The sequence below is a fragment of the Cellulosimicrobium sp. RS genome (genome assembly GCF_046159675.1).
In the GTDB taxonomy this organism is placed as follows: Bacteria; Actinomycetota; Actinomycetes; order Actinomycetales; family Cellulomonadaceae; genus Cellulosimicrobium; species Cellulosimicrobium funkei.
The window spans coordinates 667,125-692,922 of sequence record NZ_JBJXVU010000001.1; the positions used below are offsets into that span (position 1 = coordinate 667,125).

General features: G+C 75.8%; 23 protein-coding genes and 1 riboswitch. Of the genes, 18 read left to right on the forward strand and 5 right to left on the reverse strand.

Going from position 1 to position 25,798, the window contains the following annotated elements:
* Nucleotides 1–61: 61 nt before the first annotated feature.
* The 5 genes from ACI769_RS03025 (at nucleotide 62) to ACI769_RS03045 (ending at nucleotide 6,491) form a co-directional block, all read left to right on the forward strand.
* Nucleotides 62–940, forward strand: coding sequence for an RNA methyltransferase (locus ACI769_RS03025; protein WP_185981330.1), 879 nt, complete (start codon nucleotides 62–64; stop codon nucleotides 938–940).
* On the forward strand, nucleotides 937–1,581 hold the full coding sequence (thpR, locus tag ACI769_RS03030) for an RNA 2',3'-cyclic phosphodiesterase (protein WP_163188431.1): 645 nt from the start codon (nucleotides 937–939) through the stop codon (nucleotides 1,579–1,581). Before ACI769_RS03025 ends, thpR begins: the two co-directional genes overlap by 4 nt.
* A gap of 286 nt (nucleotides 1,582–1,867) precedes the next feature.
* Nucleotides 1,868–2,989: a phenylalanine--tRNA ligase subunit alpha gene (gene pheS, locus ACI769_RS03035; RefSeq protein WP_083712017.1), complete on the forward strand. Its 1,122-nt coding sequence runs from the start codon at nucleotides 1,868–1,870 to the stop codon at nucleotides 2,987–2,989.
* Nucleotides 2,989–5,610 (forward strand): phenylalanine--tRNA ligase subunit beta, encoded by a 2,622-nt coding sequence (gene pheT / locus ACI769_RS03040; RefSeq protein WP_409141117.1) that lies wholly within the window; start codon nucleotides 2,989–2,991, stop codon nucleotides 5,608–5,610. Before pheS ends, pheT begins: the two co-directional genes overlap by 1 nt.
* On the forward strand, nucleotides 5,607–6,491 hold the full coding sequence (locus tag ACI769_RS03045; protein WP_034651421.1) for an SDR family oxidoreductase: 885 nt from the start codon (nucleotides 5,607–5,609) through the stop codon (nucleotides 6,489–6,491). Before pheT ends, ACI769_RS03045 begins: the two co-directional genes overlap by 4 nt.
* A gap of 72 nt (nucleotides 6,492–6,563) precedes the next feature.
* Here ACI769_RS03045 and ACI769_RS03050 read toward each other — a convergent pair whose 3' ends face one another.
* Nucleotides 6,564–6,788, reverse strand: coding sequence for a hypothetical protein (locus ACI769_RS03050; protein ID WP_114554204.1), 225 nt, complete (start codon nucleotides 6,786–6,788; stop codon nucleotides 6,564–6,566).
* Nucleotides 6,789–6,865: 77 nt separating this feature from the next.
* Nucleotides 6,866–6,960, forward strand: a riboswitch (TPP riboswitch).
* Here ACI769_RS03050 and thiD point away from each other — a divergent pair.
* Entirely contained in the window at nucleotides 6,954–7,925 is a 972-nt protein-coding gene (gene thiD, locus ACI769_RS03055) for a bifunctional hydroxymethylpyrimidine kinase/phosphomethylpyrimidine kinase (protein ID WP_409141118.1), read from the forward strand. Its footprint overlaps the riboswitch before it by 7 nt.
* Nucleotides 7,926–7,988: 63 nt before the next feature.
* Here thiD and ACI769_RS03060 read toward each other — a convergent pair whose 3' ends face one another.
* Genes ACI769_RS03060 through ACI769_RS03075 form a run of 4 tightly spaced genes read right to left on the reverse strand, consistent with a single transcriptional unit; the run spans nucleotide 7,989 to nucleotide 11,070 of the window.
* A complete protein-coding gene (locus ACI769_RS03060; RefSeq protein ID WP_409141119.1) occupies nucleotides 7,989–8,999 on the reverse strand; it encodes a DUF4862 family protein in 1,011 nt (336 codons plus the stop codon).
* Nucleotides 9,000–9,035: 36 nt separating this feature from the next.
* The gene (locus tag ACI769_RS03065; RefSeq protein ID WP_076406572.1) at nucleotides 9,036–9,317 is read right to left on the reverse strand and encodes a hypothetical protein; all 282 of its coding nucleotides are present in this window, start codon (nucleotides 9,315–9,317) and stop codon (nucleotides 9,036–9,038) included.
* On the reverse strand, nucleotides 9,314–10,351 hold the full coding sequence (locus ACI769_RS03070; protein WP_409141120.1) for a quinone oxidoreductase family protein: 1,038 nt from the start codon (nucleotides 10,349–10,351) through the stop codon (nucleotides 9,314–9,316). Before ACI769_RS03070 ends, ACI769_RS03065 begins: the two co-directional genes overlap by 4 nt.
* A gap of 26 nt (nucleotides 10,352–10,377) precedes the next feature.
* Nucleotides 10,378–11,070 carry a FadR/GntR family transcriptional regulator gene (locus tag ACI769_RS03075; protein ID WP_157446639.1) on the reverse strand — a complete coding sequence of 231 codons (693 nt, stop codon included), beginning with the start codon at nucleotides 11,068–11,070 and terminating at the stop codon, nucleotides 10,378–10,380.
* Between the two features lie 180 nt (nucleotides 11,071–11,250).
* On the opposite strand from ACI769_RS03075, the gene ACI769_RS03080 reads away from it, so the two are divergent.
* The 12 genes from ACI769_RS03080 to tyrS all read left to right on the forward strand — a co-directional run bounded on the left by ACI769_RS03080 (nucleotide 11,251) and on the right by tyrS (nucleotide 25,250).
* Nucleotides 11,251–13,005 (forward strand): 2-isopropylmalate synthase, encoded by a 1,755-nt coding sequence (locus ACI769_RS03080; RefSeq protein WP_409141121.1) that lies wholly within the window; start codon nucleotides 11,251–11,253, stop codon nucleotides 13,003–13,005.
* A 464-nt stretch (nucleotides 13,006–13,469) separates the two neighbouring features.
* The gene (argC, locus tag ACI769_RS03085) at nucleotides 13,470–14,564 is read left to right on the forward strand and encodes an N-acetyl-gamma-glutamyl-phosphate reductase (RefSeq protein WP_085388066.1); all 1,095 of its coding nucleotides are present in this window, start codon (nucleotides 13,470–13,472) and stop codon (nucleotides 14,562–14,564) included.
* A complete protein-coding gene (argJ, locus tag ACI769_RS03090; RefSeq protein WP_085388065.1) occupies nucleotides 14,561–15,772 on the forward strand; it encodes a bifunctional glutamate N-acetyltransferase/amino-acid acetyltransferase ArgJ in 1,212 nt (403 codons plus the stop codon). The genes argC and argJ overlap by 4 nt, the downstream gene beginning before the upstream one ends.
* The gene (argB, locus tag ACI769_RS03095) at nucleotides 15,769–16,755 is read left to right on the forward strand and encodes an acetylglutamate kinase (protein WP_114553398.1); all 987 of its coding nucleotides are present in this window, start codon (nucleotides 15,769–15,771) and stop codon (nucleotides 16,753–16,755) included. Before argJ ends, argB begins: the two co-directional genes overlap by 4 nt.
* A gap of 110 nt (nucleotides 16,756–16,865) precedes the next feature.
* Complete coding sequence (locus tag ACI769_RS03100) at nucleotides 16,866–18,098, forward strand: acetylornithine transaminase (RefSeq protein ID WP_171468717.1); 1,233 nt, start codon at nucleotides 16,866–16,868, stop codon at nucleotides 18,096–18,098.
* On the forward strand, nucleotides 18,098–19,033 hold the full coding sequence (gene argF / locus ACI769_RS03105) for an ornithine carbamoyltransferase (protein WP_114553706.1): 936 nt from the start codon (nucleotides 18,098–18,100) through the stop codon (nucleotides 19,031–19,033). Before ACI769_RS03100 ends, argF begins: the two co-directional genes overlap by 1 nt.
* Nucleotides 19,030–19,566, forward strand: a complete 537-nt coding sequence (locus tag ACI769_RS03110; RefSeq protein ID WP_171467809.1) for an arginine repressor — start codon at nucleotides 19,030–19,032, stop codon at nucleotides 19,564–19,566. Before argF ends, ACI769_RS03110 begins: the two co-directional genes overlap by 4 nt.
* Before the next feature lie 86 nt (nucleotides 19,567–19,652).
* The gene (locus tag ACI769_RS03115; protein ID WP_043655541.1) at nucleotides 19,653–20,882 is read left to right on the forward strand and encodes an argininosuccinate synthase; all 1,230 of its coding nucleotides are present in this window, start codon (nucleotides 19,653–19,655) and stop codon (nucleotides 20,880–20,882) included.
* Complete coding sequence (argH, locus tag ACI769_RS03120) at nucleotides 20,879–22,333, forward strand: argininosuccinate lyase (RefSeq protein WP_409141122.1); 1,455 nt, start codon at nucleotides 20,879–20,881, stop codon at nucleotides 22,331–22,333. The genes ACI769_RS03115 and argH overlap by 4 nt, the downstream gene beginning before the upstream one ends.
* Before the next feature lie 46 nt (nucleotides 22,334–22,379).
* On the forward strand, nucleotides 22,380–23,054 hold the full coding sequence (locus ACI769_RS03125; protein ID WP_409141123.1) for a uridine kinase: 675 nt from the start codon (nucleotides 22,380–22,382) through the stop codon (nucleotides 23,052–23,054).
* A 61-nt stretch (nucleotides 23,055–23,115) separates the two neighbouring features.
* Entirely contained in the window at nucleotides 23,116–23,835 is a 720-nt protein-coding gene (locus tag ACI769_RS03130) for a DNA-3-methyladenine glycosylase (RefSeq protein WP_409141124.1), read from the forward strand.
* 155 nt (nucleotides 23,836–23,990) lie between these two features.
* On the forward strand, nucleotides 23,991–25,250 hold the full coding sequence (tyrS, locus tag ACI769_RS03135; RefSeq protein ID WP_085388061.1) for a tyrosine--tRNA ligase: 1,260 nt from the start codon (nucleotides 23,991–23,993) through the stop codon (nucleotides 25,248–25,250).
* The last annotated feature ends 548 nt before the right edge of the window (nucleotides 25,251–25,798 follow it).

Below are 25,798 nucleotides of genomic sequence, written 5' to 3' on the forward strand. Positions count from 1 at the left end.
CTCGCCCGGCCGCCCGTCGGCCACGGACGCCCGTCCGGCGCCCGGCCCGCTCGACCCCACGCTGACGAACCCTCGCAGCGACCGGGTCAAGGCGGTCCGTGCGCTGGCCGGGCGTCCGGCGCGTTCACGGCACGGACAGCTCCTCGTGGAGGGCCCGCAGGGCGTCCGCGAGGCGGTCCGGCACGCCCCCGACCAGGTCCGTGACGTCTACGTCACGCCCGCCGCGGCGGACCGGCACCCGGAGATCGTCGCCGACGCGCGCGCGGCCGGGCTGCACGTGCACGGCGCGACGCCCGAGGTGCTGGCGGCGATGAGCGCCGACGCGCAGGGCGTGCTCGCCGTCGTGCGTGCGGACGCGCTGCGGCTGGAGGACGTCGTCGCGACGCTCGCGCGGCGCGACCGCCCGGCGCTCGTCGCGGTGCTCGCGACGGTCCGGGACCCGGGCAACGCGGGGACCGTGGTCCGCGCGGCGGACGCCGCCGGGGCCGACGCCGTCGTGCTCGCCGGCGAGAGCGTCGACGTGCACAACCCGAAGGTCGTGCGGTCGACGGCCGGGTCGCTCTTCCACCTCCCGGTCGTCACGGGCGTGAGCCTGGCCGAGGCCGTGGCCGCGCTGCGCGGCGCGGGGCTCACGGTCCTCGCTGCAGACGGCGCGGGGGAGCTCGACCTCGACGACCTGCTCGACGTGGCCGGCACCGCGGGCGCCGGTACGGAGCGCCCGGTCGACCTCGCCGCGCCGACGGCGTGGGTCTTCGGGAACGAGGCGTGGGGGCTGCCCCCGGAGGACCGCGCGCTGGCCGACGCCGTCGTGCGCGTGCCGATCCGCGGCCGGGCCGAGTCCCTGAACCTCGCGACCGCGGCGACGGTCTGCCTCTACGCCTCCAGCCGCGCGCACCGGCCCGCCCGAGGCCCGGGCGCCGTCCCGGAGGGCGGCGCGTGAGGCTGTTCGCCGCGCTCTACCCGAGCGCCGCGGCGCTCGACCACCTCGCGCTCGCCCTCGCGGACGCGCACGCCCAGGAGGCCCGCCGGCCCGACGGCGCACCACTCGTCCGCTGGACGTCCCCCGAGCTGTGGCACCTCACGGTGTCGTTCTTCGGCGACGTGCCCGAGGGGGCCGTCCCCGACCTCGCGGCGGCGCTCGAGCCGGTCGCGCACGACGCCGCGCCGCTCGACCTCCGGCTCCGGGGCGCGGGCGTGTTCGACCGCCGCGTCCTGTGGGTGGGCGTCGGCGGGGACGGTGCCGACGCCCTGCGGGCGCTGAGCGCCGCGGTCGCCGAGGCGGCGGGCGACGCGGGCGTGCGGGTGGACCGCCGTCCCCGGCAGCGCGCGCACCTCACGGTCGCGCGGGCCGCGGCCGGGGCGCGCCAGGCGAACCGCCGGGCGCGCGGTCGCGGCGCGACCCGTCCCGACCGCACCGCGGGCGACCCGCTCGCCGCGCCCGCCGCGGCCCTCGCCGTGTACGCCGGCCCGGGGTGGACGACCGACGCGCTGCACCTCGTCGAGTCCGACCTCGGCGACGCCTCGGGGCACCCGGTGCACCGGACGCTGCGGACCCTGCCGCTCGGGCCCGCCGCGCGCTGAGCGGGACCACCCTCCGGCCGCGCCCGGAGACGCCTGTGCGAGGATGGGCCGCATGAGCCTGAGCGGTGGTCGTCGATTTCCCGGGCCCGTCACGGGCCCGCGCGACTGACGCGTGCTCCCCGCCCGCCTCGTGGCGGGACGGGTCCTGGCCCGGACGGGCGCCCTAGAATGACGGCGACGCGCGCACGTGCGCGCCCCGCACGCCCCGCCCCGAGCGGCGCGTGCCGCGGGTCGACGCCGGCCGTCGTCCGCTCCCCGCAGTCCCGCCCTCGCCAGGAAGGCACGCATGTCCAGCCCTGACGCCGACGTCGTCACCCCCCACGCGGGCGACGGCGGACCGGACACCACCACCGGACCCTCCCCGCTCGACGCCGACGCGCTGCAGCGCGCGCTCGACGCCGCGCTCGCCGCCGTCGCCGCGGCCGGCGACCTCGACGCGCTCAAGCGCGTGCGCACCGAGCACGCGGGCGACCGCAGCCCGCTCGCGCTCGCGAACCGCCAGATCGGTTCGCTCGCCCCCGCGGACAAGAAGACCGCGGGCAAGCTCCTCGGCCCGCTGCGCGGCCGGCTCAACCAGGCCCTCGCCGCGCGCCAGGCCGAGCTCGAGGCCGAGCGCGACGAGCGCGTCCTCGTCGAGGAGGCCGTGGACGTCACGCTGCCCGTGGACCGCGTCCCCGCGGGCGCGCGGCACCCGCTCGAGACGCTGCAGGAGCGCGTCGCGGACTTCTTCGTCGGTATGGGCTGGGAGATCGCGGAGGGCCCCGAGGTCGAGGCGGAGTGGTTCAACTTCGACGCCCTGAACTTCGGCGTGGACCACCCCGCGCGCCAGATGCAGGACACGTTCTACGTCGCCGGCCCCGACGGCGAGGACGGCGCGGAGCCGTCGAACCTCGTGCTGCGCACCCACACGTCGCCGGTCCAGGCCCGCTCGCTGCTCGAGCGCGGCGTGCCGCTGTACGTGGCGTGCCCGGGCAAGACGTTCCGCACGGACGCGCTCGACGCGACGCACACGCCCGTCTTCCACCAGGTCGAGGGCCTGGCGATCGACAAGGGCCTGACCATGGCGCACCTGCTCGGCACGCTCGACGCGTTCGCGCGCGCGATGTTCGGCCCGGACGCGCGCACGCGCCTGCGGCCCGCGTACTTCCCGTTCACCGAGCCGAGCGCCGAGATGGACCTGTGGTTCCCCCAGAAGAAGGGCGGGCCGGGCTGGATCGAGTGGGGCGGCTGCGGCATGGTCAACCCGAACGTGCTGCGGTCCGTCGGGGTCGACCCCGACGAGTACTCGGGCTTCGCGTTCGGCATGGGCATCGAGCGCACGCTCATGCTGCGCCACGGGATCGCGGACATGCACGACATGGTGGAGGGCGACGTGCGCTTCTCCGCCCAGTTCGGAACGGAGATCTGATGCCGTACGTCGCCATCGACTGGCTGGGCGACCACGTCGAGCTGCCCGCGGGGCTCACCGCCGAGCGGCTCGCCGCCGACCTCGTCCGCGTCGGCCTGGAGGAGGAGGCGATCCACGGCGCGGCCGTGACGGGTCCCCTCGTCGTCGGGCGCGTCCTCGAGATGACGCCCGAGCCGCAGAAGAACGGCAAGACGATCAACTGGTGCCTGGTCGACGTCGGGCCGGAGCACAACGCCGCCGAGATCAAGGGCGTCGAGCCGGCCGACATGCCGGCGGGTGGTGCGCGCGGCATCGTGTGCGGCGCGCACAACTTCGCGCCGGGCGACCTCGTCGTCGTCGCGCTGCCGGGCTCCGTCCTGCCCGGTCCGTTCCCCATCGCGAGCCGCAAGACGTACGGGCACGTGTCCGACGGCATGATCTGCTCGCAGCGCGAGCTCGGCCTCGGCGAGGACCACGACGGCATCATCGTGCTGCCGCGGCTCGGGTACGCGGCCGAGGACCTCACCCCGGGGCAGGACGCGGTCGCGCTGCTCGGGCTCGGCGACGAGGTGCTCGAGATCAACGTGACGCCCGACCGCGGGTACGCGTTCTCCTACCGCGGCGTCGCGCGCGAGTTCTCGCACTCGACGGGCGCGCGCTTCACGGACCCGGGCCTGCCCGGCTCCCTGCCCACGCCCCCGCCCGCGGCGACGCCCGACGGCTTCCCCGTCGAGGTCGACGACGCGGCGCCGGTCCACGGCGTCGTCGGGTGCGACCGGTTCGTCACGCGCGTCGTGCGCGGGCTCGACCCCGCGGCGCAGACGCCGGCGTGGATGCAGCGCCGCCTCACGGCGTCGGGCATGCGGCCCATCTCGCTCGCGGTCGACGTGACGAACTACGTCATGCTCGACCTCGGGCAGCCGCTGCACGCGTACGACCTCGAGAAGGTCGCGGCCCCCGTCGTGGTGCGGCGCGCCGCTCCGGGCGAGCGGCTCACGACGCTCGACGACGTGGACCGCGCGCTCGACCCGGAGGACCTGCTCATCACCGACAGCCCCGACGGTGCGCGCGGCGCGCGCGTGCTGGGTCTCGCCGGCGTCATGGGCGGTGCCTCCTCGGAGGTCGGGCCGGAGACGACGGCGGTGCTCGTCGAGGCCGCCCACTTCGACCCCGTGACGGTCGCGCGCACGTCGCGTCGCCACAAGCTGTCGAGCGAGGCCGCGAAGCGGTTCGAGCGCGGCGTGGACCCGCTGCTGCCCGCGGTCGCGGCGCAGCGCGTCGTCGACCTGCTCGTCGAGCTGGGCGGCGGGACCGCCGACCCGGCCGTCAGCGACCTCGACCGCGTGACCGCGCCCGCCCCGATCCACCTGCCCGTCGGCGAGGCCGAGCGCCTCGTCGGCGTGCCGTACACGCTCGAGCAGGTCGTCGGGACGCTCGGGGCGATCGGGTGCACCGTCGATGCGGACGACGCCGCCGCGACGGGCGTCGTCGTCGTGACCCCGCCGTCGTGGCGCCCCGACCTCACCGAGCCGGCCGAGCTGGTCGAGGAGGTCGCGCGCCTCGTCGGGTACGACGAGATCCCGTCGGTGCTCCCATCGGCGCCCGGCGGCCGCGGGCTCACGCGCGAGCAGCGCGTGCGCCGGTCGGTCGCCCGCGCGCTCGCCGAGCACGGGTTCGTCGAGACGCTGAGCTACCCGTTCGTCGGCGAGGGCGAGCTCGACGCGCTGCGGATCCCCGCGGACGACGAGCGCCGCCGGGCGCTGCGCCTGCTCAACCCGCTGGCCGACGACCGCCCCCTGATGCGCACGGACGTGCTGAGCACGCTCCTGGAGACGACGCGCCGCAACGTGGGCCGCGGGCTCGGGGACGTCGCCGTGTTCGAGGTCGGCCTCGTGACGCACCCGCGCCCTGGCGCCCCGGCCGCGCCGTCGCTGCCCGGCGGGGTGCGTCCCTCCGACGACGACCTCGCCGCGATCGAGGCCGCGCTCCCGGCGCAGCCGCGCCACGTCGCGGGCGTCCTGGTCGGTCGTCGCGAGCGGGCGGGCTGGTGGGGCCCCGGACGTCCCGCGGACTGGACGGACGCGCTCGACGCGGCGCGCCTGGTCGCGGACCGAGCCGGCCTGCGGGGGGACGACGCCGTGCGCGTGGTCGCGGACACCGCGCGGGCACCCTTCCACCCGGGCCGCTGCGCGCGCCTCGAGCTCGCCGACGGGACGGTCGTCGGGCACGCGGGCGAGCTGCACCCCAAGGTGCTCGAGAACGTCGGCCTGCCCGCCCGCTCCGTGGCGTTCGAGCTCGACCTGTCGGCGCTCGTCGCGGGCGCGTCCGACGAGCCCGTCCAGGCGACCCCGGTCTCCGGGTTCCCGGCGGCGAAGGAGGACCTCGCGTTCGTCGTCGCCGCCGACGTGCCGGCCGAGGCGCTGCGCGCCGCGGTCGTCGAGGGCGCCGGCGAGCTCGTCGAGGAGGTCGCGCTGTTCGACGTCTTCACGGGCGAGCAGGTGGGCGCCGGGCGCAAGTCGCTCGCGTTCTCGCTGCGGCTGCGCGCCGCGGACCGCACCCTCACCGCCGACGACGTCGCGCGGGTCCGGGAGGGCGCCGTGGCCGCCGCGCGGGAGCGCGTCGGGGCGGAGCTGCGCGCATGAGCGGCGCACCGGGGGAGGGCACGACGCCGGACGTGGCGCCCGCGCGCACCGCGCTCGTCACCGGGGCGTCGCGCGGCATCGGCCGCGCGGTCGCCGTCGGGCTCGCCGCGTCCGGTCTCGACGTCACGCTCCTCGCGCGCGACGCGGGCCGGCTCGCCGGGGTGGCCGACGAGATCGCCGCGCTCGACGGCGCGGGCCGTGCCGTCGTCGTCACGGCGGACGTGACCGACGCCGCGGCGGTGGCCGCGGCCGTCCGCGAGGCCGAGGCCACGCTCGGGAGCGTGGACCTGCTCGTCAACAACGCGGGCCGGGTCGACGCCGAGGTGCCGCTCTGGGAGGCGGACCCCGACGAGTGGTGGGCCGTCCTGGAGACCAACGTGCGCGGGCCGTTCCTGCTCGCGCGCGCCGTCGTCCCCGGGATGCTCGCGCGCGGCGGCGGCCGCGTCGTCGACCTCAACAGCGGCGCGGGCTCGCACGACATGGAGGGCGCGAGCGCGTACAACGCGAGCAAGACGGCGCTCCTGCGTCTCGGGGCGAACCTCCACCGCTCGGGCCACGCGCTCGGGCTGCGGACCTTCGAGGTGTCGCCGGGCGTCGTGCAGACCGACATGACGGCGTCCATGGTCATGCACGAGGGCCGCACGGAGTGGACGCCCGTCGAGCGCACGGTCGAGATGGTCGTCGCGATCGCCCGCGGCGAGCTCGACGCGTTCTCGGGGTCGTTCGTGCGCGTGACGCACGACTCGCCCGGGTCGCTCCGCGCGGCCGCCCAGGAGGCCGCCCGCGCGGGCGTCGCGCTGCCCGGTCCCGACGGCCGTCGGCTGCGCGTCACGCGCTGGGGCTCCGACGACCCGATGCCGGGAGAGCTCCCCGCCCGCTGAGCGCACGCACCCCGCACGGCCGACGCCGCCCGACCCCCCGGTCGGGCGGCGTCCGTGCGTCCGGGCACGGGGTCACAGGGGGACGCACGTGTCCCGGTCGACCCACACGTGCCACAGGCCCCGCTCGGGGTGCTCGTACTCGAACGCCACGAGGCCGCCCGCGTCGTGCGTGACGACGCCCGTGAGCACGACCCGCCGGCCGTCGCGGTCGAACGTCGTGCAGAGGGCGGGCACCTGGACCGGGACGGCCGCGTCCGGCAGGAAGGGGCGGGTCGCGGGGGCGACGTGCTGCGTCATACCCGGAAAGACGCGTGCACGCGCGTCGTCTCACGCCTCGGGGCGGGTGAAAAGCGCACGGGTCGCCGCGTAGCATGGCCCGCGACACGGGGTGCCCCGCACCGGGGCTGAGATGAGACCCGTCGAACCTGATCTGGCTCGTACCAGCGAAGGGATGTCCGCGCGATGACGCTCGCCCTGCCTCGGCACACCTCCGACCCGGCCTCCGCCCCCGTGGACCGTGACCGCCGCCCCGACCCGGGCCGTCGGCCCGACCCGGTCCCGTCCCGCCCCCGCGTCCTCTCCGTCGCGGGGACCGACCCGACCGGCGGCGCCGGGATCCAGGCCGACCTCAAGGCGTTCTGCGCGCACGGCGCCTACGGCATGGCCGTCACCACGGCGCTCGTCGCGCAGAACACCCACGGCGTGCGGTCGGTGCACGTCCCCGGGCCGGCGTTCCTGCGCGCGCAGCTCGACGCCGTGTCCGACGACGTCGACGTCGATGCCGTGAAGATCGGCATGGTCGCGGACGAGGCGAACGCCCGCGCCGTCGGGGAGTGGCTCGACGACCTCGCCGCGGCGCGCGCCGCCACGGGTGCTCCGCGGCCCTGGGTCGTCCTGGACCCGGTGATGGTCGCGACGTCCGGCCACCGCCTGCTCGACGCGGGTGCCGAGCAGGCCGTGCGCGACCTCGCGGCGCGCGCCGACGTCGTCACGCCGAACCTGCCCGAGCTCGCCGTCCTCGGCGGGCAGGAGCCCGCGACGACGTGGGACGACGCCCTGCACCAGGCGACGTCGTACGCGACCGCGAGCGACGCCGTCGTGCTGCTCAAGGGAGGTCACCTCACCGGACGCACGTCGCCCGACGCGCTCGTCGTCCCCGCGCCCGGGCCGACGACGGGCCGCGCGCCGGGGGCGGTCACCGTCACGACGTTCGACGCCGAGCGTGTCGACACGCCCCACACCCACGGCACGGGGTGCTCGCTCTCGGCGGCGCTCGCGGCGCTGCGACCGCAGCGCGCGAGCTGGGAGGAGGCGGCGCGCGAGGCGAAGGAGTGGCTCACGGGCGCGCTGCGTGCCGGCGCCGCGCTGCGGGTGGGGACGGGCCGGGGGCCCGTGGACCACCTGCACCGCTCGGCGCCCGTGCGGCCGGGCTGAGCCCGGGCCGACCGGGCGAGCCCGGGCTGCTGCGACGTGCCGAGCCCGGGCCGCGGGACGCACTCAGGCCGTGGGGCCGCTCGCTGCGTGGTCGGCCCTGCGGTCGGCTCCGCGGTCGGTGTCGAGGTCGGCCAGCGCGTCGCGGAGCACGGCGAGCGTCGCGCGCGCGACGGCGAGGCGCTGCGCGGGCGGGGCGTCCTCGGGCCGCGTGGTCACCTTGGCGCCGACGAGCGGGACCGGCCCGGCCGCGGCGAGGAACTCGCGCACCTCGGCCGGGCCGAGCATCGACTCGTCGGGGCCAGGGAGCGCGGGGTCCGGGCCGTGGGGCGGCACGTGCGCGTCCGCCCACGGCGCGCCCCACCGGCCGGGCCGGCCGGCGGCCCCGGAGAGCATCGCGCTCGCGAGGAGGCCTGCGCCGGCGGCCGCCCGCGCGTGCTCGACGGGCGTCGCGGCGCTGCGCCCCTCGATGGCGGACCGGCCCCAGTTGAGCCCGAGGTGCAGGGGGTGGCCGGTGTCCCGGGCCGCGCGCGCGACGGCGGCGATCTCGTCGTCGAGCGCGAGGAAGCCCTTCTCCGCGACGCCCCACGGGCGTGGCGCGTCGCAGTGCTCCACCACGAGCGGCAGCCCGGCGGGCGCGACGGCGGCCAGCTCGGTGAGGCTGCGCGCGAGCGCTGCGCCGGAGCCGCGGCCGGGACCGGGCGCGGACTGGAGCTCGACCGCGACGACGCGTCGTCGACCCTCCGCCTCGGCGAGCCGGGTCACGGCCGCGAGGACGCGCGCGACGCCGTCGACCGCCTCGCGCCGACCCTCCTCGTCGTCGGACGCGAGGCCGTAGGAGCGGTCGGCCGTGGCGCGGCGGGCCGTCGCGGCGACCGTCGTCGGCAGCAGCGCCCAGTGCGCCGGGAGCGCGGCCGCGGTCGTCGCGAGCGCATCCGTGTCGTCCGGGTCGACGGGGTGCTCGAGGCCGCCGAGGCCGTCCTCGTCGAGGGCGGCGTACCAGCCGCCCGGGTCGGGGACGCCCGCGAGGGCGTAGGCACCGAGCAGGGTCAGGGGGCGGTCGTGCAGGTCGGTCATCGGTCCTCGTCGGTCGTGGTGGGGGTGCCGGACGCGTCAGGCGCGGGCGACGTCCTGGTCGGCGGTGGCGTACTCGCACGCGTAGCCCGGCGGGACCCAGCGCCACCGTGCCTCGACGTCCTGCACCGCGACGCCCGCGGGTCGGTCGGCGACGCACGCGTCCGCCTGCTGGCGCACCGCCACGGTCACGTAGTAGACGACGAACACCGCGGTGAGCAGCACGGCGAGCACGGTCACGGTGCGGCGCAGCGCGGGGGAGGGGCCGCCGTCGGAGCCGTCCTCCTCGCCCGGGCGCGGGGGCACCCAGTCCCAGCTCACGCGGTCCCGGTCGTCGTGCCGGTCGCGGTGGCGGGAGCGTCGTCCGCCCCGGCGGGACGGAGCAGCACCTTGCCGGTGGTCGCCCGTCCCTCGAGCGCGCGGTGGGCGTCGGCGGCGTCGGCGAGCGGGAACGTCGCGCCGACGCGCACGTGCAGCGTGCCGCCCGCGACGGCGCCGAGCACCTCGGTCGCGCGCTCGACGAGCTCGGCGCGCGTCGCCGTGTGGTCGGCGAGCTTGGGCCGCGTGAGGAAGAGCGAGCCGCCCGCGTTGAGGCGCTGCGGGTCGAACGGCGGGACCTGCCCGGAGGAGCCGCCGTAGAGGACGAGCGTGCCGCGGCGGCGCAGCGACGCGAGCGACGCGTCGAACGTGTCCTTGCCGACCGAGTCGTACACCGCCGCGACGCCCTCGCCGCCCGTGAGCCCGCGCACGACCTCGGGCAGCTCGGCGGTGAGGTCGGCGAACGCCGTGTACTGGATCGCGTGCTCGGCGCCCGCGCCGCGGGACAGCTCCGCCTTCTCGGGGGTCGAGACCGTGGAGATCACGTGCGCGCCCCGCGCCACGAGCATCTGGGTCAGGAGCAGCCCGACGCCGCCCGCGCCCGCGTGCACGAGCACACGGTCGCCCGGACGCACGGGGTACGACGACGTGCACAGGTAGTGCGCCGTGAGCCCCTGGAGCGCGACGGCGGTCGCGTCCTCGAGCGAGACGGCGTCCGGCACGTGCAGCGCCTGCCCGGCGTCCACCACGACGAGCTCCGCGTACGACCCCGGCGCCTCGGTCCACACGACGCGGTCGCCGACGGTGAACCCCTCGACCCCCTCGCCCACCTCGGCGACGACCCCGGCCCCCTCGCTCCCGACGACGTGCGGGTACTCCATCGCGTACACGCCGGAGCGCTTGTACGTGTCGATGAAGTTCACGCCCGCCACCGCGGAGCGGACGAGGAGCTGCCCCGGGCCCGGCGACGGGTCGGGCAGCTCGGTGTACTCGAGGACCTCGGGACCGCCCGCCGCGCGGGCCACGATCGCGTGCATGGCCTCAGCCTAGGGTCGCGCGGCGGTCACGGTCGCCCTCGGTCGGCGACCTTCGCGTGCACGGACGCGAGGTGCTCGCGCGCCGCCGCCGCGGCGCGGCCGGTGTCCCGGTCGCGGACGGCGTCGAGGATCGCGTCGTGCGCGTCCTGGTCGTCCCGGTGCGTCGTGCCCGTCCGGTCGAGGTCGACCATGGCGACCATCGCGCGGCGCAGGCGCGGGACGAAGGTCGCGAAGAGCTCGGCGAGCACCGCGTTGTGCGCGGCGTCGACGACCGCCCGGTGGAACGCGAGGTCCGCGTCCACGTAGTCGACGGGCGACGCCGTCGCCGCGACCTGCCCGCGGCGGGCGAGCGCCGTCGTCATGGTGCGCAGGTCCGCGGGCGTGCGGCGCGCGGCGGCGAGCCCCGCGGCCTCCGCCTCCAGCGCGGCGCGCACCTCGAGCACGTCGGCGATCTCGCCGCGGCGCAGGACCTCGCCCCAGTCGTCGGTGGTGTCCGTCGAGACGACGTACACGCCCGAGCCCTGCCTGCTGTCGAGGACGCCGCGGCCCGCGAGCTGGCGGATCGCCTCGCGGACGGTCGATCGGCCCACGCCGAGCTCGGCGGCGAGCGCCTGCTCCCCGGGCAGCCGGTGGTCGAGGGGCCAGGCACCGGAGCGCACGCGCTCGAGCAGGAGCTCGGCGGCCTGGTCGGCCAGGGGGCGTCGCTGCAGCGCGGTCACGCAAACCTCTCAGGTTGTCTGAGGACTTGATCGGCGCTAGCGTACCCCGCATGTCCTGGACGGCGCTCCTCCTTCGGCGCCACGGCGGGGTCTGACCGGACCGGCCCCCCGCCGTGGGGGTCCGTCGTGCGCCGGTCGTCCCGCGCCCCGCCACCTCGGGGCTCCAGCCGAAGGACCGCCATGACCGTCTCCGCCACCCCCGTCCGCACGGACCGCCCCGCCGCCACGACGACGCCGTCGTGGAACCGGCAGCGCCCGTCGCCCATGCCGTCGTCCCGCTACGCCGACGTCCACGCCCGTGTCGACGTGCCCGACCTGCCCGACCGCCGCTGGCCGAACCGCCGGCTCACCCAGGCGCCGCTGTGGGTGCCCGTCGACCTGCGCGACGGCAACCAGGCGCTCGCGGAACCGATGGACCCGGCGCGCAAGCGCCGCTTCTTCGAGCTGCTCGTCGCGATGGGGTACACCGAGATCGAGGTGGGCTACCCGTCGGCGTCGCAGACCGACCTCGACTTCGTGCGCCTGCTCGCCGAGACCGACCTCGCGCCCGAGCACGTGACCGTCGTCGTGTTCACCGCCGCGCGCGCCGACCTGATCGCGCGCACGGTCGAGTCCGTGCGCGGGCTGCGCAACCCGGTTGTCGTCCACGTGTACACCGCGACGGCGCCCGTCTGGCGGGACGTCGTGCTCGGCCGCGACCGCGAGGAGCTCGCCCGGCTGATCACCGACGCCGGGACCGAGGTGCTGCGCCACGCCGGCGACGACCCGCGCGTCCGGTTCGAGTTCTCGCCCGAGGTGTTCAACCTCACCGAGCCCGACTACGTGCTCGACGTGTGCGACCGCATGACGACGCTCTGGGACGCGACGCCCGAGCGGCCCGTCGTCCTCAACCTCCCCGCCACAGTCGAGGTCGCGACGCCCAACGTCTACGCCGACCAGATCGAGTACATGGACCGGAACCTCGCGCGGCGCGACGGCGTGATTCTCTCGGTCCACCCGCACAACGACCGGGGCACCGGCGTCGCGTGCGCCGAGCTCGCGGTCCTCGCGGGCGCGCAGCGCGTCGAGGGGTGCCTGTTCGGCAACGGCGAGCGCACCGGGAACGTCGACCTCGTGACGCTGGGCCTCAACCTGCACGCGCAGGGCGTCGACCCGATGGTCGACTTCTCCGACCTCGACGCGATCCGCGACGTCGTCGTGGCGTGCAACCGGATCGACGTCCACCCGCGCCACCCGTACGTGGGCGACCTGGTGCACACCGCCTACTCCGGCACGCACCAGGACGCGATCCGCAAGGGGATGGCGCGGCACCGGGCCGACGCCGCGGCGGCCGGCCTCGACCCCGCGGCTGCGCCGTGGCGCGTGCCGTACCTGCCGGTCGACCCCGCGGACCTCGGGAGGTCGTACGAGGCCCTCGTGCGCGTGAACAGCCAGTCCGGGAAGGGCGGCGTCGCGTACGTGCTGCAGTCCGTCCACGGCCTGGACCTGCCCCGGGGCCTCCAGGTGGACCTCGCGCGCCGCGTCCAGGAGCACGCCGACGCCACCGGTGCCGAGGTGACGCCCGACGTCCTCCTCACGCTGTTCGACGCGGCCTACGCGCGCCCCGGCGCCGTCGCGCCCGTCGCGTGGACGAGCCGGCGCGCCGACGACGGGACGGAGCACCTCGACCTCGAGGTCACGGTCGACGGCGAGCGCGTCGCCGCGTCCGGGACGGGCACCGGCGCGGTCGACGCCCTCGTCGACGCGCTGGCCCGCCTCGGCCGCCCGGTCGAGGTCGTCTCGCTCACGCAGCAGTCCGTCGGCAGCGGCAGCGACGCGACCGCGGTGACCTACCTCGAGCACCGCGGCCCCGACGGCACCCCGCGCTGGACCGTGGGTCGTGACGCGTCCGTCCTGGGAGCGGCCGTCCGCGCGGTCTGCGCGGCGACGGCCTGAGGCCGGGTTCGCGGGTCCGCAGGGATCTACGGCCCGCAGGGTCGGGTCCGCGGTGGAGTCGGACCGCGCGCTCGGACTGGCGCACCGTCACCTCGGTCGTGCGGGCGGGGGTTCTCGGAGTGCGCCTCTGACGTCCTTCGCGCACGGTCCGACCCCACCGCTCGTCCTGTCCGTCGTCGCGCGACCGGGATCAGGTCGGGCGAACGGTCCGGCCGGGCCCGTCGCCTCGGTCCCGGACGTTCCGCTGAGAAGCGAGAAGTGGCCCCTCCGAGCCCCGCTCGTGGGGCCACTTCTCTCTTCTCGTCACCGCATGTCGGCTCGGACGAGTCCGGCGGACCGGCCGCGGGGCCGGAGGCCGATGCGCAACCGCGGACGCGACCCGCGGGCCGGTGACCCCACCGACCCGACCCCGCGTACCGTGGGGCAGGACCTCGGGCCCGACCGTTGCATAAGTATGTATAGTGATGCATATGACGATCAGAGTCGCGGTCGCGGGTGCGTCCGGGTACGCGGGCGGGGAGACGCTCCGCCTGCTCGCCGGGCACCCCGAGGTGGAGATCGGCGCCGTGACGGCGCACAGCAACGCGGGCACGCTCCTCGGCGAGCACCAGCCGCACCTGCGATCCCTGGCCGACCGCGTCCTCCTGCCGACGGCGGTCGAGCACCTCGTGGGGCACGACGTCGTCGTCCTCGCGCTGCCGCACGGTGCCTCGGGCGAGATCGCGGCGCAGCTCCCCGACGACGTGCTCGTGCTCGACCTCGGCGCGGACCACCGGCTCGAGTCCGCGGCGGACTGGTCGGCGTTCTACGGCTCCGAGCACGCGGGCACGTGGCCGTACGGGCTGCCGGAGCTCCTGCTGACGAACGTGCCGGGTGCCGCGGCGACCGAGACCCGGCAGCGTGAGCGGCTCGCCGGTGCGCGACGCGTGGCCGTCCCCGGGTGCAACGTCACGGCTGTCACGCTCGGCATCCAGCCGGGCGTCGCCGCCGGGCTCGTCGAGGGCACGGACCTCGTCTCGGTGCTCGCCAACGGGTACTCGGGCGCCGGCAGGTCGCTCAAGACGCACCTGCTCGCGTCCGAGGCGCTCGGGTCGGCGCAGCCGTACGCCGTCGGCGGGTCGCACCGGCACATCCCGGAGATCGCGCAGAACCTGCGGGCCGCGGGGGCCCCGGCCGTGAGCATCTCCTTCACGCCCACGCTCGTGCCCATGTCGCGCGGCATCCTCGCCACGGTGACGGCGCGCCTGTCCGACGACGCCGCGCGCCTCGACCCCGCGGCGCTCGACGCGCGCGTCCGCCAGGCCTGGGAGGACGCGTACGTCGGCGAGCCGTTCGTCCGCGTGCTGCCTGCGGGCCAGTGGCCGACGACGGCGATGACCCTCGGCGCGAACATCGCGCTCGTCCAGGTCGCGGTCGACCACGCGGCGGGCCGCGTCGTCACCGTCACGGCGATCGACAACCTCGTCAAGGGCACCGCGGGCGCCGCGGTGCAGTCCATGAACATCGCGCTCGGCCTGCCGCAGACGGCGGGCCTCACGACCGAGGGGGTCGCCCCGTGACCGTCACCACCCCGCAGGGCTTCCGGGCCGCCGGCGTCGCCGCCGGGCTCAAGTCCACCGGCGCTCGCGACGTCGCGCTCGTCGTCAACGACGGGCCGCTCGACGTCGCCGCGGCCGTCCTCACGACGAACCGGGTGTTCGCCGCGCCGGTCGCCTGGACGCGCCAGGCCGTGCGCGACGGGCGCGCGACGGCCGTCGTGCTCAACTCGGGCGGCGCGAACGCGTGCACCGGGCCGGAGGGCTTCGCCGACACGCACCGCACGGCGGAGCACGTCGCCGACGTGCTTGCGACGTCGGCGGGCGACGTGCTCGTCTGCTCGACGGGCCTCATCGGCGTGCGGCTGCCCATGGACACGCTCCTCGCGGGCGTCGACGCCGCCGCGGCGGCGCTCGCGGACCCGGTCGCCGCGGTCGACGGCGGCGGCGACGCCGCGCTCGCCATCATGACGACGGACACCGTGCCGAAGACGGTGGCGGTGGTCCGCGAGGTCACGGACGCCACCGCGACGGACGGTGCCGCGACGTGGTCCGTGGGCGGCATGGCGAAGGGCGCGGGCATGCTCGCGCCGGGCCTCGCGACCATGCTGTGCGTGCTGACGACGGACGCCGTCGTCGACGCCGCGACGGCCGACGCCGCGCTGCGCGCCGCGACCCGCACGACGTTCGACCGCGTCGACTCCGACGGCTGCATGTCGACGAACGACACCGTGATCCTGCTCGCGTCGGGCGCGTCCGGGGTCGAGGTCGGTCTCGACGCGCTCACCGACGCCGTCACGGAGGCGTGCGGGTCGCTCGCGCGCCAGCTCGTCGCCGACGCGGAGGGCGCGAGCCACGACGTCGCCGTCACGGTGGTGGGTGCGTCCAGCGAGGACGCCGCGGTCGCCGTCGCGCGCGCCGTGACGCGGTCCAACCTGTTCAAGGCCGCGATCTTCGGCAACGACCCGAACTGGGGCCGCATCGTGTCCGCCGTCGGGACCGTCCCCGAGGACGTCGCGCCGTTCGACGCGCTCCTGCTCGACGTGACGGTCAACGGCGTCCAGGTCTGCCGGGCCGGGGGAGTGGGCGAGCCCCGCGAGCTCGTCGACCTCGCCGCCGAGCGGGAGGTGCGCGTCGAGATCGACCTGCACGCCGGCTCCGCGAGCGCGACCGTCTGGACCAACGACCTCACGCACGACTACGTCCACGAGAACAGCGCGTACTCCTCATGAGCGCCCCCACCACGCCCACGCCCCACCCGGACGACGCCGCGTTCGACACCCGCACCGACCTGCGCCCCGAGCAGAAGGCCGAGGTGCTCGTCGAGGCCCTGCCGTGGCTCGAGGAGTTCGCCGGCGCGCTCGTCGTCGTCAAGTACGGCGGCAACGCCATGGTCGACGACACGCTCAAGGCCGCGTTCGCCGAGGACATGGTGTTCCTGCGCCGCGTCGGGCTGCGCCCGGTCGTCGTGCACGGCGGGGGCCCGCAGATCTCCGCGATGCTCGACCGGCTCGGCATCGAGTCCGAGTTCCGCGGGGGCCTGCGCGTCACGACGCCGGAGGCGATGGACGTCGTCCGCATGGTCCTCACCGGCCAGGTCTCGCGCGAGCTCGTCGGACTCATCAACGCGCACGGCCCGTACGCCGTCGGGCTCTCGGGCGAGGACGGCGGCCTGCTGCAGGCCCAGCGCCGGCACGCGACCGTCGACGGCGAGCCGGTCGACGTCGGGCTCGTCGGCGACGTCGTCGAGGTGCACCCGTCCGCGGTCCAGGACCTGCTCGACGCCGGCCGCATCCCCGTCGTGTCGACCATCGCCCCCGACCTCGAGGACCCGACCCAGGTGCTCAACGTCAACGCGGACACCGCGGCCGCGGCGCTCGCGGTCGCGCTCGGAGCGAAGAAGCTCGTCGTCCTGACCGACGTCGAGGGCCTGTACACGTCGTGGCCGGACCGCGGGTCGCTCGTCGCGCAGATCACGCGCTCCGAGCTCGCGGCGCTCCTGCCGTCGCTCTCGGCGGGCATGGTCCCCAAGATGGAGGCGTGCCTGCGTGCCGTCGAGGGCGGGGTCCCCGCGGCGACGGTCATCGACGGCCGCGTGCCGCACTCGACGCTGCTCGAGGTCTTCACCACCCAGGGCAACGGGACGATGGTCGTCCCCGACGCCGCGGGCGCGCCGGCGCCCGCGCTCACCACGACCGCCGGAGGGGCCGCGTGAACGCGCTCGACCACCCGACGGGCGCGCCCGCGCCCGCACCGACGACCACCGTGACGGCCCCGGCCGACGGCTCCGTCGCGCAGTGGACCGACCGCTACACCCACGCGGTCATGGACACGTTCGGCCCGCCGCAGCGCGTCCTCGTGCGCGGCGAGGGCGCGTACGTGTGGGACGCCGACGGGAAGCGGTACCTCGACCTGCTCGCGGGCATCGCGGTCAACGCGCTCGGCCACGCCCACCCGACGCTCACGGCGGCGGTCTCGGCCCAGCTCGGCACGCTCGGGCACGTCTCGAACTTCTTCGGCACCCCGACGCAGATCGCGCTCGCCGAGCGCCTGCTCGCGCTCGCGGAGGCGCCCGAGGGGTCGCGCGTGTTCTTCACGAACTCGGGCACGGAGGCCAACGAGGCGGCGTTCAAGATGACGCGCCGCACGGGCCGCACGCGGGTCCTCGCGCTCCAGGGCGGCTTCCACGGGCGGACCATGGGGGCCCTCGCGCTGACGTCGAAGGCCGCGTACCGCGAGCCGTTCGAGCCGCTCCCGGGTGGTGTCGAGTTCGTCGCGTTCGACGACGTCGCCGCGCTCGAGGAGGCCTTCTCGCCCGCGGCCGTGGCGGCCCGCGGCGAGGTCGCGGCGCTCGTCGTCGAGCCCGTGCAGGGCGAGGCCGGCGTGCGCGCGCTCTCGCCGGGCTACCTCGTCGCCGCGCGCGAGCTCACCGCGCGCCACGGCGCGCTGCTCGTCCTCGACGAGGTCCAGACCGGCGTCGGGCGCACCGGCTCGTGGTTCGCCTACCAGCAGCGGGAGGTGGGCGGCGGCGTCGTGCCCGACGTCGTCACGCTCGCCAAGGGCCTCGGCGGTGGGTTCCCCGTCGGCGCGGTGGTCGCGTACGGCGAGCGGGCGGCGACGCTGCTCGGCCGCGGCCAGCACGGGACGACGTTCGGCGGCAACCCCGTGGCGGCGGCGGCGGCGCTCGCGACGCTCGGGGTGATCGAGCGCGACGGGCTGCTCGAGAACGTGCGGGCCGTCGGGGCGCTCCTGCGCGACGGCATCGCCCGTGCGGGGAACCCGCTCGTCGCGGGCGTGCGCGGCCGCGGGCTCCTGCTCGCCGTGCAGCTCACGCGGCCCGTCGCGGCCGACGTCGCGCGCACGGCGCTCGACGCGGGCTTCGTCGTCAACGCCGTCGCGCCCGACGCGATCCGGCTCGCGCCGCCTCTCGTCCTCACGCCCGACCAGGCGCGCGACGTCGTCGCGTTCTTCGCCGCGGTCGCGGTCCCCGAGGACCCCGCCGCCCCGGCCGGCGCACCCACCACCCCCACGACCGACCCCACGACGAGGAGCTCCTGATGGCCCCCCGGCACTTCCTGCGCGACGACGACCTCACGCCCGCCGAGCAGCGTCAGGTCCTCGAGATCGGCCTCGCGTTCCGCGACGACCGCACGTTCCGCCAGCCGCTCGCCGGGCCGCAGGGCGTGGCCGTCCTGTTCGACAAGCCGACGCTGCGCACGCAGCTCTCGTTCGCGACGGGCATCGCCGAGCTCGGCGGCTTCCCGGTCGTCGTGGACGGCCGGCTCGCCCAGGTCGGGGTGCGCGAGTCCGTCGCGGACGTCACGCGCGTCCTCGACCGGCAGGCGTCCGCCATCGTGTGGCGCACGTTCGGCCAGGACCGGATCGAGGAGATGGCGGCGATCAGCCGGGTCCCGGTCGTCAACGCGCTCACCGACGACTTCCACCCGTGCCAGATCCTCGCGGACCTCCTGACGATCGCCCAGCTCCGCGGCGGGACGGGCGCGCTCGCGGGCCAGACGCTCGCGTACGTCGGCGACGGCGCGAACAACATGGCGCACTCCTACCTGCTCGGCGGCGCGACCGCGGGCCTGCACGTGCGGGTCGGCACGCCGGACGGGTACCCGCCGCACCCGGTCTTCGTCGCCGACGCCGAGCGGATCGCGGCCGAGACCGGCGGCTCGGTGCTCGTCACGGCCGACCCCGTCGAGGCCGTCGCGGGGGCGGACGTCGTCGCGACCGACACGTGGGTGTCCATGGGCGACGAGGCGGAGGCCGAGGACCGCGCCCTGCCGTTCGTGCCGTACCAGGTGAACGACGAGCTCCTCGCGCACGCCAAGCCCGACGCGATCGTGCTGCACTGCCTGCCCGCCTACCGGGGCAAGGAGATCACCGCCGAGGTGATCGACGGCCCCCGCTCGGCGGTGTGGGACGAGGCGGAGAACCGGCTGCACGCGCAGAAGGCGCTGCTCACGTTCCTCCTGGAGCGGTCGTGACCGAGGCCCGCACGGCGACGACGAAGACGGCGCGCCACGCGCGCATCGCCGAGATCGTGCGCCGCACCGAGATCCACTCCCAGGCGGAGCTGGCGCGCGAGCTCGAGCGCGAGGGCCTGTCGGTGACCCAGGCGACGCTGTCGCGCGACCTCATCGAGCTGCGCGCGGAGAAGGTGCGCGGCGCCTCGGGCGCGCTCGTGTACGCGGTGCCGGGGGAGGGCGGGGACCGCAGCGTGCAGACGGCGGAGTCGCCCGAGTACCTCGCGGCCCGGCTCGCGCGCCTGTGCTCGGAGATGCTCGTGTCCGCCGAGGCGTCCGCGAACCTCGTCGTGCTGCGCACGCCCCCCGGTGCTGCGAACTACCTCGCGTCGGCGATCGACCACTCCGTGCTCCCGCACGTGCTCGGCTGCATCGCGGGCGACGACACGATCCTCGTCATCGCGCGCGACCCCGACGGCGGCGCGGACCTCGCGCGGCGCTTCCTCGAGCTCTCCGGACCCCACGGCGGGACCGTCCCCGGCACGCCGGACTGACCGCCGTCGGACCACGCCCCGCGCGGCCGCAGCGCCCTGCGAGACTGGACCCCGACCCCACCCGCACGTCACAGAAAGAGACCGTCATGACTGAACGCGTCGTGCTCGCCTACTCGGGCGGCCTGGACACGTCGGTGGCCATCGGCTGGATCGCCGAGGCCACGGGCGCCGAGGTCGTCGCCGTCGCGGTCGACGTCGGCCAGGGCGGGGAGGACCTCGAGGTCATCCGGCAGCGTGCCCTGGACTGCGGCGCCGTCGAGGCGTACGTCGCCGACGCGCGCGACGAGTTCGCGGCGGAGTACTGCATGCCCGCGCTGCGCGCGAACGCCCTGTACCTCGACCGGTACCCGCTCGTCTCGGCGCTGTCGCGCCCGGTCATCGTCAAGCACCTCGTGCGCGCGGCGCGCCAGTTCGGCGCGACGACCGTCGCGCACGGCTGCACGGGCAAGGGCAACGACCAGGTGCGCTTCGAGGTCGCGACGACGTCCCTCGCGCCCGAGCTCAAGACGATCGCGCCCGTGCGCGACCTCGCGCTGACGCGCGAGAAGGCCATCGAGTACGCGGAGAAGCACGCGCTGCCCATCGCCACGACGAAGCACAACCCGTTCTCGATCGACCAGAACGTGTGGGGGCGCGCGGTCGAGACCGGCTTCCTCGAGGACATCTGGAACGCGCCGACCAAGGACGTCTACAACTACACCGACGACCCCACGTTCCCGCCCGTCGCGGACGAGGTCGTCGTCACGTTCGAGCAGGGCGTGCCGGTCGCGCTCGACGGCGTCGCGGTGACCCCGCTGCAGGCGATCCAGGAGATGAACCGCCGCGCGGGCGCCCAGGGCGTCGGGCGGATCGACATCGTCGAGGACCGGCTGGTGGGCATCAAGTCGCGCGAGGTCTACGAGGCGCCGGGCGCGATCGCCCTCATCGCCGCGCACCAGGAGCTCGAGAACGTCACCCTCGAGCGCGAGCAGGCCCGCTTCAAGCGCGGCGTCGAGCAGCGCTGGACCGAGCTCGTCTACGACGGCATGTGGTTCAGCCCGCTCAAGCGCTCGCTCGACGTGTTCGTCGACGACACCCAGCGCTACGTGTCCGGCGACGTGCGCCTCGTGCTGCACGGCGGGCGCGCGACCGTCACGGGCCGGCGCTCGGACGCGAGCCTCTACGACTTCAACCTCGCGACGTACGACGAGGGCGACTCGTTCGACCAGTCGCAGGCCAAGGGATTCATCGAGATCTACGGTCTCACCGCGAAGCTCGCCGCCGCGCGCGACGAGAAGTTCGGCAACGGTGTGGACCTCGGGACGGGAGCGCTGTGAGCACGCACGACGACCAGGACGGCACCGCCGTCGAGCCGACCGAGACGGCGCGCGTCAGCCTGTGGGGCGGCCGGTTCGCGGGCGGCCCCGCCGACGCGCTGGCCGCGCTGAGCAAGTCCACGCACTTCGACTGGCGCCTCGCGGGCCAGGACGTCGCGGGCTCGAAGGCTCACGCGAAGGTCCTGCACGCCGCGGGCCTGCTCGACGACGACGAGCTCGACGGCATGCTCGCCGCGCTCGAGCGCCTGCGCAAGGACGTCGCGTCGGGCGCGTTCGTCGCGGCCGACGACGACGAGGACGTGCACACCGCGCTGGAGCGCGGGCTCATCGAGCGGGCCGGGCCCGAGCTCGGCGGCAAGCTGCGCGCGGGCCGGTCGCGCAACGACCAGATCGCGACGCTCACGCGCATGTACCTGCGCGACGAGGCGCGCACGATCGCGCGCCTCGTGCTCGACGTCGTCGACGCGCTGATCGAGCAGGCCGCCGCACACCCGGGCGCGGCCATGCCCGGTCGCACGCACCTCCAGCACGCCCAGCCGGTGCTCCTCGCGCACCACCTGCTCGCCCACGCGTGGCCGCTGCTGCGCGACGTCGACCGGCTCATCGACTGGGACGTGCGCGCCGCGCGCTCGCCGTACGGGTCGGGGGCGCTCGCGGGCTCGTCGCTGGGCCTGGACCCGGCGGCGGTCGCCGCCGAGCTCGGGTTCGACGGCCCGGTCGAGAACTCGATCGACGGCACCGCGTCGCGCGACGTCGTCGCGGAGTTCGCGTTCGTCGCCGCGATGCTCGGGGTCGACCTCTCGCGCCTCGCGGAGGAGGTCATCCTCTGGGCGACGAAGGAGTTCGGCTTCGTGCGCCTGCACGACTCCTACTCCACGGGGTCGAGCATCATGCCGCAGAAGAAGAACCCGGACGTCGCCGAGCTCGCGCGCGGCAAGGCGGGCCGCCTCATCGGCGACCTGACGGGCCTGCTCGCGACGCTCAAGGGCCTGCCGCTCGCGTACAACCGCGACCTCCAGGAGGACAAGGAGCCGGTGTTCGACCAGGTCGACACGCTCGAGGTGCTCCTGCCCGCGTTCTCCGGCATGGTCGCGACCCTCGAGTTCGACACCGACCGCATGGCGTCGCTCGCGCCGCAGGGGTTCTCGCTCGCGACGGACGTCGCCGAGTGGCTCGTGCGCGAGGGCGTGCCGTTCCGCGTCGCGCACGAGGTCGCGGGCGCGTGCGTGCGCACGTGCGAGGAGCGCGGCATCGAGCTGTGGGACCTCTCGGACGACGACCTCGCGTCGATCTCCGAGCACCTCACGCCGGGCGTGCGCGACGTGCTGAGCGTCGAGGGCTCGCTCGCGTCGCGCGACGCCGTGGGCGGCACCGCCCCGGTGCGGGTCGCCGAGCAGCTCGAGGCCGCGAAGGAGCGCTCGGCCGAGTACCGCTTCTGGGCCCAGGACTGACGGTGCCCCGGCTCGCGGTGCGGCGCGCGTGCCCGGCGGCGCGGGAGTGAGCGTCGGTCCGGACGTCCTCGCCGAGCTCGTCCGCCGGGTGCGCGACGCCGTCCCGCGCCTCGGTCCGCCCGGCCCGGGCGCGGTCGCCGCGGGGGAGTGGACGGCGTCGGGCACGCGCCTCGTCGTGGTGGACGGGCCCGCGGGCTCGGGCAAGACGACGCTCGCCGCCCAGCTCGAGGCCGCGCTGCCCGCCCAGGTGCTCCACATGGACGACCTCTACGAGGGCTGGCGCGGGCTCGAGCCCGCCTGGGCACGGCTCCACGCGTGGGTGCTGACGCCGCTCGCCGCGGGCCGGGCCGGGCGGTACCGCCGGTACGACTGGCACCTCGACCGCTTCGCCGAGTGGCACGACGTCCCGGCCGCGCCGTACCTCGTGGTCGAGGGCTGCGGGGCGGGGCGGCGCGCGGCCGACGAGGTCGCGGCGCTGCGCGTGTGGGTGGAGGCGCCGGACGACGTCCGGCTCCGGCGCGGCCTCGACCGGGACGGCGAGGACCAGCGCGACCACTGGCTCGCATGGATGGTCGCGGAGCGCGAGCACTACCGCCGCAACGCCACGCGCGAGCGCGCGGACGTCGTCCTCGACGGGTGGGGTCGCCTCGTGCGCACCGGGCGGACGGCGCCCGGCCCGGGCCCGACCGCGCCCCGCACGGGCGTGGGCGGCGAGGCGTAGATTGCCCGGGACGGGAGGTGGTGGCATGCCGGCGGAGGCCTGGACGGACAGTGCGGCAGACATGGTGACGAGCACTGCGACGGAAGCTCCGGCGGACGCGCCGACGGGGACGATCGGGGCCGGGGGCGCGCGCGTCGTCGGGCCGTGGGACGCCCCGGCGCGCGGCTGGTACGCGCGCGACGTGCACGAGGTCGCGCGCGACCTCCTGGGCGCCCTGCTCACGCGGCGCAGCGCCGAGGGCGACGTCACGCTGCGGATCACCGAGGTCGAGGCGTACGACGGCGAGCGCGACCCGGGCTCCCACGCCTTCCGCGGGCGCACCGAGCGCAACCGCGCCATGTTCGGCGAGCCGGGCCGCCTCTACGTCTACCGCCACCTGGGTCTGCACCACTGCGTCAACGTCGTGTGCGGGCCGGTGGGCCGCGCGTCCGCCGTCCTGCTGAGGGCCGGGGAGGTGACCGACGGCGTCGGGCTCGCCCGGTCTCGCCGGGTGGCCGCGGGCCGGTGCGACTCGGACCGTCAGATCGCGCGCGGCCCGGCGCGCCTCGCGGTCGCGCTCGACCTCGACCTGCGCCACTACGGCGCGGAGCTGACGGACCCGGCCGGCGAGCTCGTGCTGCACCGGGCGACGGACGGGCTGCACCGGCCGCCGATCGCCACGGGACCGCGCGTGGGCGTGTCGGGCGACGGCGGGGACGGCGAGCTGTTCCCCTGGCGCTACTGGCTCGCCGGGGACCCGACGGTGTCCGCCTACCGCCGCGTGAGCGCGCGCTCCCGCTGAGCCGGGGCCGTCGACCCGCGGCACCACGGTCCGGCGCCGCCCGCGAGGTGGGCGGTGGCCGGGCGACGGCGTCCGGCACGGCAGACTAGGACCCGCGGCCCGGACGGGGCCGCACCCTCGTGCCCGCACGGCGGGCACTCGACGAAGGAGCAGAAGTGAGCGACGTTCTCGACGAGCTGCAATGGCGAGGCCTGGTGGCGCAGTCCACCGACGAGGCCGCGCTGCGCGCCGCGCTGGCCGAGGGCCCGATCACCTATTACTGCGGCTTCGACCCGACGGCGCCGAGCCTGCACCACGGCCACCTGGTCCAGCTCCTCCTGCTGCGCCACCTCCAGCTCGCCGGCCACCGGCCGATCGCGCTCGTGGGCGGCGCGACGGGCATGATCGGCGACCCGCGCCAGTCGGGGGAGCGGGTGCTCAACTCGAAGGAGACGGTCGCCGACTGGACCGAGCGTCTGCGCGGCCAGGTCTCGCGCTTCCTGGACTTCGAGGGGGAGAACGCGGCGCGCGTCGTCAACAACCTCGACTGGATCTCGGAGATGTCGGCGATCGACTTCCTGCGCGACGTGGGCAAGCACTACCGCCTCGGCACGATGCTCGCCAAGGACACGGTGGCGCGCCGCCTGAGCTCGGACGAGGGCATCAGCTTCACGGAGTTCAGCTACCAGATCCTCCAGGGCATCGACTTCCACGAGCTGTACCTGCGCCACGGGGTCACGCTGCAGACGGGCGGGAACGACCAGTGGGGCAACCTGCTCTCGGGCGTCGACCTCATCCGTCGGACGGAGGGCGCGTCGGTGCACGTCATGACGACGCCGCTCATCACGAAGGCCGACGGCACGAAGTTCGGCAAGACCGAGGGCGGCGCGGTCTGGCTCGACGCCGACATGATGAGCCCGTACGCGTTCTACCAGTTCTGGCTCAACGCGGCGGACGACGACGTCGTGCGGTTCCTGAAGATCTTCACCTTCCGCTCGCGCGAGGAGATCGCGGAGCTCGAGGCCGCGGTCCGGGAGCGGCCGGGGGCACGGGAGGCGCAGCGCACGCTCGCCGCCGACGTGACGACGCTCGTGCACGGGGCGGCGGCGACCGACGCGGTCATCGCGGCGAGCCAGGCGCTCTTCGGGCGTGGCGAGCTCGACGCCCTCGACGAGCGCACGCTCGAGGCGGCGGTCGCCGAGCTGCCGCGCGCGACGGCGCAGGTCGGCGACCCGGTCGTCGACCTCCTGGTGGCGGCGGGCCTCGTCGCGTCGAAGGGGGCGGCACGCCGCGCGGTCGCGGAGGGCGGCGCGTACGTCAACAACGTCAAGGTCACCGGTGAGGACGCGACGCTCGGGGCCGACGACCTGCTGCACGGACGGTTCGCGCTGCTGCGCCGGGGCAAGAAGACCCTCGGGGTCGCCGTCGCCGGCTGATCCGGAGGGCGAGGGACAGGAGGGGCCGGGCCGCGTCGAGCGGTGCCGGCCCCTCCTGCGTCGGGTCCCGCGAGGGCGGCACGGAGCGGATTTGGCACTCCCGCGGAGCGCGTGTAGTGTTCTCGACGTTCGCCCGGCAGGGAGGAACGGACACCGGGTCTCGATCATCCGAGACGGTGGCTGGTCCCCCGGGCGGTCCCCTCGAAGATCGACAGGGTGCTTCGCGCGCCCTGAGGATGTTCGAGGCTGCTGGCTCCACGGCCGGCCCTCCGAGCTCGGAACACCGAGTTGGAAGGGACACCGAGGATCTGGTAGATTAGAGAAGTTGCCCCAAGCGAGGTTCTGCCCGGTCGGGTGGTGCTGAGTTGGTGTGTGTCGGTTGTTTGAGAACTCAACAGTGTGCTTGTTAGTCAATGCCAAATTTTTGTCCCTGTGGCATGGCTGGCCTGGTTGCCCGTCCGGGTGGTTGGGTTGGTTGTGTCTGGGATTCCTTTGGTTGATTTCGGAAGATGATGTCATCTTTCGTGTTGATGCCATTTTTGTGAACC